Consider the following 13,617-nt stretch of genomic DNA (forward strand, 5'->3'; position numbering starts at 1 on the left):
TCCGGCTCGGGACGCTGTCTGCTTGGGGAGGAGTATTGGAAGGGGGGATCGGGTTCGTACAATATTAATTGGGCGAGGGGTTGATACGTGTTCGATATCGGGCGGTTTTTTTGTGATGGGGATGTGGCCCTTTTTGCGAGCGGGCTCGCTCCCCACAGGCGATCTGTTGAGGGAGCGAGCCCGCTCGATGGCGTCAGCTCAGCGTCTGCCGAGCCAGAGTCTTGATCACCTCAACCACCGGCGCCACTCGCTCGGCTTGTCCCGGCGGCCACACCGCGTACAGGTTGTAATGCGCTGCAATCATCGTGTCGTTCAATGCCACCAAACGTCCCGAGCGCAATGCATCAGCGGCCAGCAAGCCGCGCACCAGGCCCGCGCCAACCCCGGCCTCGGCGGCGGCGATCAGGTTCGCCGCGTTATCAAAAATCACACGCGCGGCCGGCTCGCTCGGCGCCATTTCAGAGGCCTCCAGCCAGGGGATCCACGAACGGCGCGTATACCCCAACAACGGCAATTCCAACACTTGTGCAGGAGTCATGGGCACCTGTAAACCGTGTCGTTCCAGCAACGCGGGCGAAGCCACCGCGCGGACGCTGTCGCCACAAATCTGTGTCATCTCGCAGTCTTCCCAATCGCCATAGCCGTAGCGCAACGCCAGGTCGACCCGCTCGAACGAGCTGCGATCCGAGCGCGGCATCGACAGCAGGACCACTTCATGGTCGGGCAGCAAATCAAGCAGTTGCGGTAGCCGCGGGTTGAGCCAGCTCTGCGCCAGTTCACTGTCGACATCCAGGGTCAGCCGTTGCGCGACGCTGCGGTTTTTCACCGAGGACAGCGCCCGGTCGATCTGCGCGAGGCCGTCGGACAGCACGCTGGCAAACAATTGACCGGCATCGGTCAGGTTGCTGCCGCCGCCTTCGCGAACGAACAGCGGCTGGCCAATGAAGTCTTCCAGGCTGCGGATCTGCTGGCTGATAGCGCTGTGGGTCAAGTCGAGTCTGCGCGCGGCGCTGGAGAAACTTCCGCTGCGAGCAGCCTGGATGAAGGCATTCATGGACTGCACCGACGGGTATCGCTTGTACATGCTGTTAGTCCTACTTACACAGGATGGCAGAAATCGTCGCTGGCCCGTTTTTGTGCAGGCTTCCAATAATCGGCGACCAGGCCCGCACAAAGACGGGCCGCTCTCTTGGAGCCTGACAATGATCGAATTCACGGTAAACGGCGAACGACACGAGCTGGTAGAGCCATCGCCCTCCATGCCCTTGTTATGGGTGTTGCGAGATCACTTGAAACTCACCGGCACCAAGTTCGGATGCGGCATGGGCCTGTGCGGTGCCTGCACCGTGCACCTGGACGGTGTCGCGGTACGTTCCTGCCAACTGCCGGTTGCTGCCGTGGCGGGGCACCGCATCACCACCATCGAAGGCTTGTCGCCCACCGAACAGCATCCGCTGCAATTGGCCTGGGTTGCCGAAGATGTGCCGCAATGCGGTTACTGTCAATCCGGTCAGATCATGTCCGCCGCCGCGCTGCTCAACACCGGGGCGGCGGTCACCGATGAATCGATCCGCAATGCCATGTCCGGCAACCTGTGCCGCTGCGGCATTTACGGGCGAATCAACAAAGCCATCAAGCGCGCGGCCGCTGCGCCGAAGGAGGCGTGATGCCTTTTATCGACGACATTGACGTTGAACTGCCGCGGCGTATTTTCCTCAAGCAAGCGATTACGCTCGCTTCAGGCCTGGCAGTTGCGCTGTATCTGCCCTCGGGCCTCACCGCGACCGAGCCCAAGGCGCCAATGACTGCCGGTGAATTCGAACCGAATGCCTGGGTTCGGGTGCTGCCCGACGGCACGGTGAAACTGGTGGTGCACAAGCACGATTCCGGCACTGGCACCCACACCGCGCTGGCCGCGTGCGTGGCCGAGGAACTGGACGTCAACCCGATGACCGTGCAGGTGATCTCTCCGGAAAATCCATTCTTCGAGGCCTACATCCACCCGGTCTGGAAGGTTTACTCCACCGGCGGCAGCACCAGCGTGTCGCTGGAATACGACCGGTTGCGCATGGCCGGCGCCACGGCCCGCGTGCTGTTGATGACGGCGGCCGCGCAGCAGTGGAACGTCAGCCTCGACAGTTGCACGACCGAAGACGGTCGAGTGCTGCATGCCGCCAGTCGACGCAGCCTCGGTTACGGTGAACTGGCGGGGCTTGCCGCGCAGTTGTCGGCACCGGCCAACGTCACACTGAAGGACCCGACGCAGTTCAGGTACATCGGTAAGTTGCGGCATAAACGGGATGCGGCGGCGAAGGTGTGCGGACGCTTCAAATACAGCATCGATGTCGTCTTGCCGCAGATGCTGGTGGCGGTGATTCAGCGCACACCCGTGATTGGCGCGACCGTGTTGAAAGTAGATTCCAGCGCCGCGTTGCAGGTGCCGGGCGTACGCAAGGTGATCACGATTCCCGGCCGGCCCGATGTCCTCGGCGGCAACCAGGCAGGCGTCGCCGTCCTGGCCGATAACTACTGGGCCGCGCATCAAGGCCGCGAGTTACTGAACGTGCAATGGAGCGACTCGCCACTCGCCGGGTTCGACAGTGATCAGCTGGCAACGGCGCAAGCAGCGGCGATCAACGACAAGGCTGCGCAGCGGGTGTCTGCGATGGCAGCCGGGGATGTCGCCGCGCAATGGCCGATAGCCGCGAAGCTGCTCGAAGCCGACTATCGCATGCCGTACAAGGTGCAAAATCCATTGGAACCGGTGTGCATCACCGCGCAGGTGGCGGACAACGCCATCACGTATTGGGGCGGTGTGCAGGTGCCGTCGTCGGCGCTGGAGGCCGCCCAAACGGTGTGCAAGATCGCCAAGGATAAGGTCACCATCAATGAGATGGTGTCCGGCGGCAGTTTCGGCGCACGGGAGGCCAAATACTGGCTGTTCGAAGTGGCGTACCTGGCGCAACAGGCCAAGGTGCCGGTCAAGTTGATGAATAGCCGTGAAGACGAAATGCGTGCGTTGTTCATGCACCCGGCCACGTTGCATCGGGCCAAAGGCGCTTTGGACGCACAGGGCCAATTGACCGCGTTGCAACTCAACGCGGTGTCGCCCGCGTCGCCGGAGCAGTGGGAGCCGGGCTATTTCGAGCGCCCGGACCATATGGATTACAGCACCACCGAAGCCATCACCGCGTGGGATTTCGCCTATCGCCCGGCGAATCTGGACCTGGCCTGGGTCAAGCACGAAAGCAACGTGCCCAGCGGCTGGTATCGTTCGGTGAGCTTCATTCCCAACGTGTTCGCCGTGGAAAGCTTCATGGATGAACTGGCCCACGGTGCCGGGCAGGATCCGTTGGCCTTTCGCCTGGCCAATATGCACGATCGCCCTCGGCACGTTGCGGTGCTCAAAAGCGCCGCCGAACGCGCCGGGTGGGGCCAGCCATTACCGCAAGACAGCGCATTGGGCATTGCCACCAATCAGGGTTACACCAGCTTCATCGCAGTGGTCGCCAGGCTGTCGAAAAAAGACGGTGTGATCAAGGTCGATAAGCTCACCTGCGTAGTCGATTGCGGCCTCGCCGTATCGCCGGGCGGTGTCGAAGAGCAGATCTACGGCGGCTTGATGTGGGGCCTGGGTCACGCGCTGTTCGACCGCATGGACATCAAGCAGGGCAGGGTGGTGCAGAGCAACTTCCATGACTATCGGGTGACGCGCATGTCCGACATGCCAGCGGTGGACATCCTGGTGCTGGACGGTGAGCCAAGCAAACCCGGTGGCGTCGGTGAACTGGGCAGCCCATCAGTGGCCCCGGCCATCGCCAATGCGCTGTTCAGCCTGACCGGAGTGCGCCAGCGCTCGACGCCACTGACCTTGGGGTAATCCGGCATGGACCTGCGATTGCTGCGGTATTTCATGGCCCTTGCCGAAGAGTTGCACTTTGGCCGGGCTGCCACGCGCCTGCACATCTGCCAGCCGCCGTTGAGCCAGCAGATTCGTCTGCTGGAAGAAGAGCTGGGTACGCCGCTGTTCGAACGCAGTCATCACCGGGTCGAGCTGACAGCGGCCGGACACATGCTCAAGGAACAGGCACCACTGGTGTTCGAACAACTGAACCGCGCGCTGGACCTGACTCGTCAGACCGGTCGGGGTCAGTTGGGTGAGCTGGAAATCGGCATGATCAGTTCGGTGATGGTGGGCGTGCTGCCACGGGCCCTGCACCTGTTTCGCGAGCGTTATCCTCAGGTGTCGTGGCGTCTGCATGAAATGACGCCGGCGGCGCAGGTCATGGCGTTGAAGGAAAAACGCATCGACGCCTGTGTGTTTCGGGTCGGCTATGACGATCCGCAATTACGCAATGAACTGCTGATCTACGAACCGATTCGCGTGGTCATGCCCGTTGATCATCCCTTGGCCCGACGCGAAAACCTGGCGCCAGCGGATCTGGCACAAGAGCCTTTTGTAGCGCTGGAACTCAAGCAGTCGCGGTTTGCCGATTTTCTCTTTCAGTGCTGCATCAAGGCCGGATTCACCCCGCAAATCCGCCAGCAGGTGATCGAGGTTCAAACCTTGCTCAGCCTGGTGCGGGCCGGTTTCGGCGTGGCGTTATTGCCAGCCTCCATCGAGCAGATGGCGCCGGCCGGGCTGGTATTCCGCCGCCTGACGCCAGCATTGCCGGAAGTGCCGTTGTATGCCACTTACCGCGCCGACGATGACTCGCCGGTGCTCAAGCTGTTTCTCGATACGTTGCGAGAGTTGATCGTTCAAGAGCGTGTTGGCCCGAGCATGGACGGCATCGATGCCCATTCCGTTTCCTGATCCAAGGCCAAAAGAAGATAGAAAGTCCCTCCCTCTGACCTCGGACGCCCTTAAAATGTACGCTGATGTACATTCTATGTACGTCGTGGAAGCTGCCGCGTACAGTGGACTGATATTTTTCGATAAAGGGGGATGTCTGGCATGTCGCAGACTGGAAAAACGCGAATCAAGGCGCAGGATGCGGGCTGGCGTGGCTCCGTCAACGGCTGGCTGGACGCGGCTTACGATGCGCTGAAGGAGTCCGGCGTAGATGCCGTGCGGGTAATGCCTTTGGCCAAGCGGCTGAATTTGTCTCGTACCAGTTTTTATTGGTTCTATGAAGACCGGGAGCAGTTGCTTGCAGCGCTGCTGGCCAGATGGCGGGACAAGAACACTGGCGGCTTGATCAGCCAGTGCGAGAGTTATTCGGAGAGTATTTCGGAAGCGATCCTCAACGTTTTCGAATGCTGGCTGAACCCTGAACTGTTCGACTCGCAGTTTGAATTTGCCGTGCGCAGCTGGGCGCTGCAATCCAATGAGGTGGCCGCTGAAATCGCGGTCGCGGATGAGGCGCGGATCAACGCCCTGGCAGGAATGTTCCGGCGGTTCGGTTATGAGGCAGAAGCTGCCGACGCCCGAGCCAGGACGATCTATCTCACGCAGATCGGCTACATCTCGATGAAAACCAGCGAGGATATCGTTGTGCGTTTCCGGCGAATCCCCCAGTACGTCACGGTGTTTACCGGCAAGGCGCCGAAGCGGCGCGAGCTCGACCGTTTTTTTGGAAAGTTCGGCTACGCGGAAAAAGAGCCCGGTGTTTTCGTGTCGTTGGTCGACACCTTTGAGGAGTCGACTCCCGATGCACAATAGAACCCTGGGCATTATCGGTGGCACCGGCTGGCTGGGCCGTGCGATTGCCGAGGCGCTGCTCGATAGCGGCTTCATCAGTCCTGATCGCCTATTGGTCTCCAACCGCTCTGGCACCCACACCTTCGAACCGCCGGTGCGGCTCCTGGCGGACAATCAGCAGCTGGTGGCGCTGAGTGACGTGGTGGTCCTGTCGATCCGGCCGGAGCAATTTCGCGAACTGCAGATCAACGCCAAAGGCAAATTAGTGATTTCCCTGATGGCTGGCGTCCCGGCGGCGACCATTCACGCTGCTACGGGAGCCGACGCATTGATACGGGCCATGCCCAATGCCGCGGTGGAAATCAGGCAATCCTTCACGCCCTGGTACAGCGCTGACAGTCTGAGCGAACAGGACCGGGCGCTGGTGCAAGGGTTGTTCGAGTGTGTGGGCACGGCGGATGAAGTCCCGAAAGAGGACTGTATCGATTACCTCAGTGCGCTCTCCGGCACCGGGCCTGCCTTGGCCGCCATGTTGCACCAAGCGCTGGTGAGCCAGGCAGTCGCGGCCGGTATTCCTCCGGCGATCGCTCAACACGCCGCACAGGGCGTGGTGGTGGGGGGCGGTCAATTACTTGCCCGCCACGATCCTCGGGAAATGATTAAAGCGTTGATGGCTTACCGTGGCGTGACGGCGGCCGTGTTGCAGTCGATGGCTGATCAGGGCATTGACGCCATGGTCGGACGGGCGGTGCAACAAGGCGCAGAAGTGGCACGGCGGGGTTTGTAGGCGTGGGCCTCCTTCCTGCCAGGGAAGGAGGCCCACGGGTTAAATGTCTTTCACCAGGCGCAAGGCGTCGTAGATCGCCGCGTGAGTATTACGCGCGGACACCGCGTCACCAATCCTGAACAACTGGAAACGCCCCTGAGGGTTAGTGACGATGTTCTGTGCCTTGCCCGCGATGAGGTCGTGCTGTTCGACGGCGCCTTCATTGCTCGAATGAGGACGAAGGTCGAAATACAGATCGTCCAGGGGAATCGTGCCGTGGTTGACCACGACCTGATCGACGACGCGCTGCTTGTGGACCTTGCCGTAATCGCTGCCGAAAGTCGCAACGAGCTTGCCATCGCGTTTTTCAACCGCTTCGACCCGGTAGGTGACGGTGAAGGTGACGTTCAGGTCCTGCAGGCTGCGCATGTAGGGCACCAGGTTCATGGCCATCACTTCAGGCGCAAACGAACGGTCAGGGGTGACGATCTCCACGGTTGCACCGCTTTGCGCGATGACCTCGGCGGCTTGCAGGGCAGCATGGTCGCCAGCATCGTCAAAGATCAAGACGTTGCGCCCCGGCTTGATGTCGCCGGAAATGATGTCCCAGGTCGAAACCACTAATTCATTGCCCTGCGACAGCACCTCCGTATGCGGCAGGCCGCCAGTGGCAACAATCACCACGTCCGGTTCATGGGCCAGCACCGTGTCGGCCTCGGCCCAAGTGTTGAAGTGGAACTTGACGCCCAGTCGCTCGCACTGGCTCATCCGCCAGTCGATGATGCCGATCATTTCGCGGCGCCGCTCGTTCAATGCCGTCAGGCGGATCTGTCCGCCGGGACGGTCCGCTGCCTCCAGTACGGTGACGTCGTGGCCACGCTCGCCGGCTACGCGCGCCGCCTCCAATCCGCCAGGACCACTGCCGATGACCAGCACCTTGCGCTTCACCGTTGCTTTTGGAATGTCATGGGGCATGGTGGTTTCCCGGCCGGTTGCCGGGTTGTGGATGCAATAAGCGGCGCCACCCTGATAGATGCGATCCAGGCAGTAATTGGCGCCCACGCATGGGCGGATGTCTTCTTCGCGTTTCTCGATGATCTTGCGCACGATGTGCGGATCGGTCATGTGCGCGCGGGTCATGCCGACCATGTCCACCTTGCCTGAGGCGATGGCATAGCGCGCCGTGGCGACGTCGGGAATCTTCGCGGCGTGGAAGGTCGGAAAGCCTGTGGCGGAGCGAATCTCACCAGCGAAGTCCAGGTGCGGCGAGTTGCGCATTCCCTGGATCGGAATGACATCGGTCAGGCCTGCATCGGTGTCGATGTGGCCCCGCACCACGTTGAGGAAGTCGACCAGCCCGCTGTCCTTGAGCATGTGGGAAACCTGCATGCCCTCACTGGCGTTGAAGCCACCCGGCAGTGTTTCGTCACCGGTGTAGCGAACACCGAGCAAGAAGTCCTCGCCGACACGTTGGCGAATGCCCCTGAGGATGTCGAAGGTAAAGCGCATGCGGTTTTCCAGTGAGCCGCCGTACGGGCCTTCGAGGTCGTTGGTCAGCGGCGACCAGAACTGATCCATCAGATGTCCGTAAGCCTGCAGCTCCAGACCATCCAGACCCGCCGCCTTCATGCGTTCGGCCGCGTCCACGTAGTCCTTGATGATCCGCTCGATGTCCCAATCCTCCATCTTTTTCGGGAAGGAGCGATGGGACGCCTCGCGACGGTGTGAGGGTGACACCACGGGGAGCCAGTCGGCTTTGTCCCAACGTGTACGGCGGCCCAGGTGGGTCAGTTGGATCATCACCGCGGCACCGTGTTCATGGCATTCGTCGGTCAGGTCCTTCATCCATTTGACGACTTCGTCCTTGTAGGCGAGCACGTTGTTGAACACCGGAGGACTGTCCCGGGACACGGCTGCGGAGCCGGCGGTCATGGTCAAGGCCACGCCGGCCTTGGCGCGTTCGACGTGGTACGCGCGATACAACGCTTGCGGCATGCCATCGACCGGGTAGGCCGGTTCGTGCGCGGTGGTCATGATCCGGTTTTTCAGGGTCAGGTGCTTGATCTTGTACGGTTGCAGCAAGGGATCGCTGGACATCGTGGTGAGCTCCGTCGTGGGCTTCATCAGGCTTGGGCGACTTGAAATTAGGATAACTGTACACCTGTGTCAATCATCAATGACACAGGTGTACATTTTTCTTGCGTGGGGCAAAACTCGTCGATAAGATCAGGCTCGAAAGGGTGCAGAGACCCCGCCGTCAAATCGTGCCGATAGAAGATGGGCAAAGGATTGCGTGCCCGGATTGAAAGCAGCGAAGACTGCACTGTTCACGACCGTAAGGCCGTTCAAACGAAGACAACCTGCCTATCCCACATCAATAGGAAGACGCCTGATGAACGCTCATTCGCCGTATCGAAAAACAGTCTGTGCCTGTCTGTTAGGTTTTGCGTTGGGGAGCAGCGCTGCGCTGACGCAGGCCGCTGAACCCGAGCCCGTACGCATTGGCTGGGTCAATTGGTCTGACACCGAAATCACCGTCAAGCTCGCCAGCACCGCGTTGCAGGAGCATCTCAAGCAACCGGTCAAACTGGTGATGGCCGACATTGGCATTCAGTTTCAAGCCCTGGCCAACGGCAATATCGACCTGATCCCGATGGTCTGGCTACCGAGCACCCACAAGGCGTTTTACGACAAGTACAAGGACAGGCTCGAAGACCTCGGCGTGCTATACGAAGGGCGGATCGGCATGGCAGTTCCCACCTCGATACCCGTCAGTGAAGTGTCGAGCGTCGAGGATTTGAACAAGCCGCAGGTCAGGGAAAAACTCGACGGCAAGATCCTCACCTCTGAAGTCGGCAATGGCCAATACAAGCTCACGGTAAAGGCCATCGATGAATACAAGCTCGACGGCTACAAGCTGGTGGCCTCTTCGGAATCCGGCATGCTCAATGAACTGGATCGCAACCTGAAACGAGGCAAATGGTCGTTGGTCAACGCCTGGAGTCCTCACTGGATGTTCTCCAAGTATCCACTGCGCTATCTGGATGATCCCAAGCAGATCTTTGGCGGCGCCGAGCAGATCCACGCCATGGCACGCAAAGGGTTTAGCCAGCAATATCCAGAGGTCGCCTATTTCTTCGCCCACTACTCGATTCCCCAGGCTGACCTCGAAGCGCTGATGATGCAGGCTCGCCAGACCTCCTCTGACCAGGCCGTGGCCGCTTACTACGCGGCCAACAAGCCGCGTTTCGAAGCGATGTTCGAGCAAGGCGGGCAGCAAGTCAGCAGTCGGCAGCCTTGATGGCCGTATTCAGCCATTCAGGTTTCGCTACCTGTTGATCATCCCCCGTGCAGGCTTGAGAGCCGGGCGCCGACTCTCAGCCTGTCTGCTCGACGCAACCGCAGAATCAGCGCATGAACATCGCCGATGTTCGCCCTGAATACTCCTGCATCGCATCCTCCAACGCACCCTGAAAATACGCCTTCGATGCCCGGTCACAGAGGATGTGAAAACTCGCCTGTTGCGCCGTGCCGGAGTTGATGATGATCACATTGATGCGTGCCGCCGACGTCTGGGCCACTGCGCCCGGGACGAAAGCTTGCGGACTCAGATCAACCCCGCAGAGCTTGGCCAGCACCTCGCTCAGGTAGTCCCCCGTCATCTGGAAGCAGGCATGACTGTCCTGGCGCGGCAGCAAGTAGTTGGCCTGATGATCGAGTTCCCAACGTGCTTCTTCATCGGCTATTCGCTGGCCCTGATCCTCGGGGTTGCCCAGCAGCAGGTATTCGGTTTGCGAAAGCCGCGCCACGTGGCTGCCATCGGCTTGAATCACGGCGCGATTTGGCGCGTCCGGTAAAACGAAGGCGCGTCCCCGCAGGTAGTCGGCAGTGTGAGCGCCGCGAAAACCGACCCGTGGCAAGTCGGTCAAATCCGTCAGGCAGCAGCCGGTCATCGGCGCTGGCGTTTGGCGCACCTTGCTGTGTTGTTCTCTCAGGCTGGTCATGGCTCAAAGCTCCTGGCGTTGGTTGTCGGGATCGAAGAAAGGCAGCGGCACCACTTCGGCATGCACCACCTTTGCGCCTTCGACGCGGATCGGAATCCGTTGCCCCGGTGTGCTCTGGTCGATGCCGGCGTAGGCCAGGCCGATGATTTTGCCAAGGGTGGCGGAGTACTCGCACGACGTGACGTTGCCGCTGATGTCCGGGCCGTTGAGCACCAGGTGTCCTTCCAGCGGTTGCTCACTGCCCTTGGGCAAGGTGAAGCCCACCAGTTTGCGTTTCAGTGGCTGTGCTTCAAGGATGTCCACCGAGCGCCGGCCGACGAAGAACGGCTTGTTGCGACTCACCGCCCAGCCCATGTCGATTTCCGCCGGGTGGGTCATGCCATCGGTGTCCTGGCTGATGATCACATGGCCTTTTTCCAGGCGCAGCAAGCGCTGGGTTTCGACGCCGAAGGGACGGATGTCGTGGGCCTTGCCGGCCTCGATCAGTGCATCCCAGAGCTTGAGGCCGTGGCGCGCCGGCACGTGGATTTCGTAGCCCAGTTCGCCGACAAAACCCACCCGCAGCAAACGGGCCTTGATCCCCGCGACCGTTCCCTGGCGGACACCCAGGTAGGGGAACGCCTCTGCGCTGAGGTCGAGATCACTGCAGACTTTTTCCAGCACTTTGCGTGAGTCGGGACCGGCGACGTTGACCGCGCAAATGGCTGCGGTGACGTTGGCGACGTCCACGTCCAGACGCCATTGTGCATTCCACTTGAGCATTTGCTGATAGATCCGGTCGACGCCGCTGGTAGTGGCGGTGACGTAGAAATGGTTCTCGGCAAAGCGTGCGCACACCCCGTCATCGATAACCACGCCATGCTCGTTGGTCATCAAGGCATAGCGGGAACGGCCGATCGGTTGCTTGAGAAAGGCGAAGGTGTACATCCGGTTGAGCAGCTCGGCGGCGTCTGGGCCGCGCACATCGAGACCGCCCAGGGTCGAGACATCGATGATGCCGACCTTGTTGCGCACGTGCAGGGCTTCGGCCTGCATGCACGCGTCGCGGTCCTTCGCGTTGCCGTAGTAGGCCGGGCGCTGCCAGATGCCGGCGGGCATCATCTTGGCGCCCGCTTGCAGATGCCGGGCGTGCATTGGTGTTTGCCGGTACGGGTCGAAAGCCCGGCCGGCGACATGGGCGAGTTTTTCCGCGACAAACGGTGGGCGTGCGGTGGTGACACCGGTTTCGCTGATGTTGCGCTGGGTCGCCCAGGCAACCAGGCGCGCGGTCGGCAACGCCGAGTGGCGACCCTGGGACGGCCCCATGCCGACGGTGGAGTAGCGCTTGACCAGTTGCACGTCGCGATAGCCGATGCGGGTGGCGTTGACGATGTCGGCCACTTGCAGGTCTTCATCAAAGTCGACGAAGTCCTTGCCTTTAGGGTGCGGAAAGATCGGCCAATTGAAGTTGACCCGGATCTCGCTGGCGAAATGTGCGCGTTGCTCGCCCACCACGAACCCTAGCGCGGACGCGGCATCGGCACCGGCATTCACGCCATCGGCGATTACATTTTCCAGGCGATGACGGCCATTGACCGACCCGGCCACGTCCAGGTTTCCAGGCAAGCCGCTGAGGGTGAATTCGGCACGCTGATCGTCGTAGGCCAGTTTTCCACCGGCCTGGCAGAGCAGTTGATAGACCGGCATGTAGCCAGCAGACATGCACAGCAAATCACAGTCCAGACGTTGCCCGTGCTCGGCGACCTGACCCTGCGCAGTGATCTTGCGCACGTCGACGCCGGTGATATGGCGCATGCCTTTTCCGTGCAGGGCTTCATACACGGTGCTGTCGCGCTGGCAAGGAATCTTGCGCTGGGCCAGCGCCTGTAACAGCGATTCATCGCCAGGACCGTGACGCAGGTCCACCACCGCCGCGACGTCCACGCCCTGATCGTGCAGATCAAGCGCCGCGAGGTAGCCGTCATCGTTGCCGGTCAGCACCACGGCGCGTTTGCCCGGTTTGACCGCGTACAGTTTCATCAGGCGTTGTGCGGCACTGGTCAGCATCACACCCGGGAGGTCGTTGTTGCGAAAGATCACCGGCTGGTCGAAGGCGCCGCTGCACACCAGGCATTGACCGGCACGCACTTTGTACATCCGTTTGCCCTGAATGATCGGCAAGTAGTTGTCGGTGAACCAGGCGTTGCACGTGGCCTCGGTGAGGATGCGGATGTTGGCGTGGTTTTCCACCGCCGCGAGCAATTCGCGGCGCAGGGTTTCGGCTTTTAAACCTTCGATATCGAAACGGGCATAGGTCAGCGAACCACCGAGGATCGGTTGTTGCTCGATGAGCAACACCTTGGCGCCGGCGTTGGCCGCGGTCAGCGCCGCGTTCAGTCCAGCTGGCCCGGCACCGATCACCGCCACGTCGGTGAACAGATAGGCCTTGTCGTAGTATTCCGGCTTAAACGTCAGGTCGAGCACGCCCAAACCGGCCTTCTTGCGAATGATCGGTTCCCAGACTTTCCACATCCCTTTGGGCTTGTAGAAGGAACGGTAGTAGAAACCGACGGGCATGAATTTCGAGAACTTGCCCAGGTAGGCATCGCGGTCGTTGTCCAGCGAGCCGTTGACGTTCTGCGCAGTGACCTGCAAACCGGCCGACAGTGCATGGGCGTCGGCCAGCACGTTCGGTTCCTGGGGCAGTTGCACCAGGCTGTTGGCGTCCTGCCCGGCCATGGTCAGCGGGCCGCGCGGGCGGTGGTATTTGAAGGAGCGGGAGATCAGGAAGCGTCCGTTGGCCAACAGTGCGCTGGCGATGCTGTCGCCTTGCAAGCCTTGGTAGCGGTCACCGTCGAAGCTGAAATCCAGTGGCTGATCACGGTTGATCAGCAGGCCCATCGGGGCGGGTAGGCGGTTCATCCTGCGATCTCCTGGGCGGCGCTGAAGTCGACGCGGGCGGTGAAAAGTTCTTTGGGGTCGAAGGTGCGCAGGATTTCATCGCTGACCGTGTGCCGTTCTGCGATAAACCAGTAGCTGGACGGCGTGTGCATCCACCATTCGCGCACCACACCGGCGAGGTTGTCGGTGTTGAACACGTAATCGGCCCATTCGGCATCGCTGCAACGGACGGGGTCGGGCATGGGTTTGAATTCGCCGCCATAGGTGAATTCGCTGATATTGCGCGGCCCGTTGAGCGGGCAATTGATGATTTTCATGATCCG

11 protein-coding genes are annotated in these 13,617 nt (G+C 61.0%); 6 read left to right on the forward strand and 5 right to left on the reverse strand.

The window, feature by feature from the left end; all coding sequences use genetic code 11:
- Window positions 1–193 precede the first annotated feature (193 nt).
- Window positions 194–1,084, reverse strand: a complete 891-nt coding sequence (locus BLQ41_RS18365) for a LysR substrate-binding domain-containing protein (protein WP_090183045.1) — start codon at window positions 1,082–1,084, stop codon at window positions 194–196.
- 118 nt (window positions 1,085–1,202) lie between these two features.
- Between BLQ41_RS18365 and BLQ41_RS18370 the strand changes: the two genes are divergently transcribed.
- From BLQ41_RS18370 to BLQ41_RS18390, 5 genes are all read left to right on the forward strand, one after another.
- Window positions 1,203–1,667 carry a (2Fe-2S)-binding protein gene (locus BLQ41_RS18370; RefSeq protein WP_090183046.1) on the forward strand — a complete coding sequence of 155 codons (465 nt, stop codon included), beginning with the start codon at window positions 1,203–1,205 and terminating at the stop codon, window positions 1,665–1,667.
- Window positions 1,667–3,880 carry a xanthine dehydrogenase family protein molybdopterin-binding subunit gene (locus BLQ41_RS18375; RefSeq protein ID WP_090183048.1) on the forward strand — a complete coding sequence of 738 codons (2,214 nt, stop codon included), beginning with the start codon at window positions 1,667–1,669 and terminating at the stop codon, window positions 3,878–3,880. Before BLQ41_RS18370 ends, BLQ41_RS18375 begins: the two co-directional genes overlap by 1 nt.
- Before the next feature lie 6 nt (window positions 3,881–3,886).
- On the forward strand, window positions 3,887–4,816 hold the full coding sequence (locus BLQ41_RS18380; RefSeq protein ID WP_090183049.1) for a LysR substrate-binding domain-containing protein: 930 nt from the start codon (window positions 3,887–3,889) through the stop codon (window positions 4,814–4,816).
- A 141-nt stretch (window positions 4,817–4,957) separates the two neighbouring features.
- The gene (locus BLQ41_RS18385) at window positions 4,958–5,665 is read left to right on the forward strand and encodes a TetR/AcrR family transcriptional regulator (RefSeq protein WP_090183051.1); all 708 of its coding nucleotides are present in this window, start codon (window positions 4,958–4,960) and stop codon (window positions 5,663–5,665) included.
- Window positions 5,655–6,431, forward strand: a complete 777-nt coding sequence (locus tag BLQ41_RS18390) for a pyrroline-5-carboxylate reductase family protein (protein ID WP_090183052.1) — start codon at window positions 5,655–5,657, stop codon at window positions 6,429–6,431. Before BLQ41_RS18385 ends, BLQ41_RS18390 begins: the two co-directional genes overlap by 11 nt.
- Before the next feature lie 39 nt (window positions 6,432–6,470).
- On the opposite strand, the gene BLQ41_RS18395 is transcribed toward BLQ41_RS18390, so the two are convergent.
- A complete protein-coding gene (locus BLQ41_RS18395; protein ID WP_090183053.1) occupies window positions 6,471–8,507 on the reverse strand; it encodes an NADH:flavin oxidoreductase in 2,037 nt (678 codons plus the stop codon).
- 295 nt (window positions 8,508–8,802) lie between these two features.
- Between BLQ41_RS18395 and BLQ41_RS18400 the strand changes: the two genes are divergently transcribed.
- A complete protein-coding gene (locus tag BLQ41_RS18400) occupies window positions 8,803–9,711 on the forward strand; it encodes a glycine betaine ABC transporter substrate-binding protein (protein WP_090183055.1) in 909 nt (302 codons plus the stop codon).
- 106 nt (window positions 9,712–9,817) lie between these two features.
- Here BLQ41_RS18400 and BLQ41_RS18405 read toward each other — a convergent pair whose 3' ends face one another.
- Genes BLQ41_RS18405 through BLQ41_RS18415 form a run of 3 tightly spaced genes read right to left on the reverse strand, consistent with a single transcriptional unit; the run spans window position 9,818 to window position 13,611 of the window.
- On the reverse strand, window positions 9,818–10,414 hold the full coding sequence (locus BLQ41_RS18405; protein WP_090183056.1) for a sarcosine oxidase subunit gamma: 597 nt from the start codon (window positions 10,412–10,414) through the stop codon (window positions 9,818–9,820).
- Window positions 10,415–10,417: 3 nt separating this feature from the next.
- The gene (locus BLQ41_RS18410) at window positions 10,418–13,315 is read right to left on the reverse strand and encodes a 2Fe-2S iron-sulfur cluster-binding protein (protein ID WP_090183058.1); all 2,898 of its coding nucleotides are present in this window, start codon (window positions 13,313–13,315) and stop codon (window positions 10,418–10,420) included.
- A complete protein-coding gene (locus BLQ41_RS18415) occupies window positions 13,312–13,611 on the reverse strand; it encodes a sarcosine oxidase subunit delta (RefSeq protein ID WP_090183060.1) in 300 nt (99 codons plus the stop codon). The genes BLQ41_RS18410 and BLQ41_RS18415 overlap by 4 nt, the downstream gene beginning before the upstream one ends.
- Window positions 13,612–13,617 lie beyond the last annotated feature (6 nt).

The sequence above is a fragment of the Pseudomonas arsenicoxydans genome, assembly GCF_900103875.1.
In the GTDB taxonomy this organism is placed as follows: domain Bacteria; phylum Pseudomonadota; class Gammaproteobacteria; order Pseudomonadales; family Pseudomonadaceae; genus Aquipseudomonas; species Aquipseudomonas arsenicoxydans.

Bases quoted from the DNA above. Each gene is read 5' to 3' on its own strand.
- BLQ41_RS18405 (WP_090183056.1), bottom strand. From the start codon at position 10,414: ATGACCAGCCTGAGAGAACAACACAGCAAGGTGCGCCAAACGCCAGCG.
- BLQ41_RS18410 (WP_090183058.1), bottom strand. From the start codon at position 13,315: ATGAACCGCCTACCCGCCCCGATGGGCCTGCTGATCAACCGTGATCAG.
- BLQ41_RS18400 (WP_090183055.1), top strand. From the start codon at position 8,803: ATGAACGCTCATTCGCCGTATCGAAAAACAGTCTGTGCCTGTCTGTTA.
- BLQ41_RS18395 (WP_090183053.1), bottom strand. From the start codon at position 8,507: ATGTCCAGCGATCCCTTGCTGCAACCGTACAAGATCAAGCACCTGACC.
- BLQ41_RS18415 (WP_090183060.1), bottom strand. From the start codon at position 13,611: ATGAAAATCATCAATTGCCCGCTCAACGGGCCGCGCAATATCAGCGAA.
- BLQ41_RS18375 (WP_090183048.1), top strand. From the start codon at position 1,667: ATGCCTTTTATCGACGACATTGACGTTGAACTGCCGCGGCGTATTTTC.
- BLQ41_RS18385 (WP_090183051.1), top strand. From the start codon at position 4,958: ATGTCGCAGACTGGAAAAACGCGAATCAAGGCGCAGGATGCGGGCTGG.
- BLQ41_RS18380 (WP_090183049.1), top strand. From the start codon at position 3,887: ATGGACCTGCGATTGCTGCGGTATTTCATGGCCCTTGCCGAAGAGTTG.
- BLQ41_RS18390 (WP_090183052.1), top strand. From the start codon at position 5,655: ATGCACAATAGAACCCTGGGCATTATCGGTGGCACCGGCTGGCTGGGC.
- BLQ41_RS18370 (WP_090183046.1), top strand. From the start codon at position 1,203: ATGATCGAATTCACGGTAAACGGCGAACGACACGAGCTGGTAGAGCCA.
- BLQ41_RS18365 (WP_090183045.1), bottom strand. From the start codon at position 1,084: ATGTACAAGCGATACCCGTCGGTGCAGTCCATGAATGCCTTCATCCAG.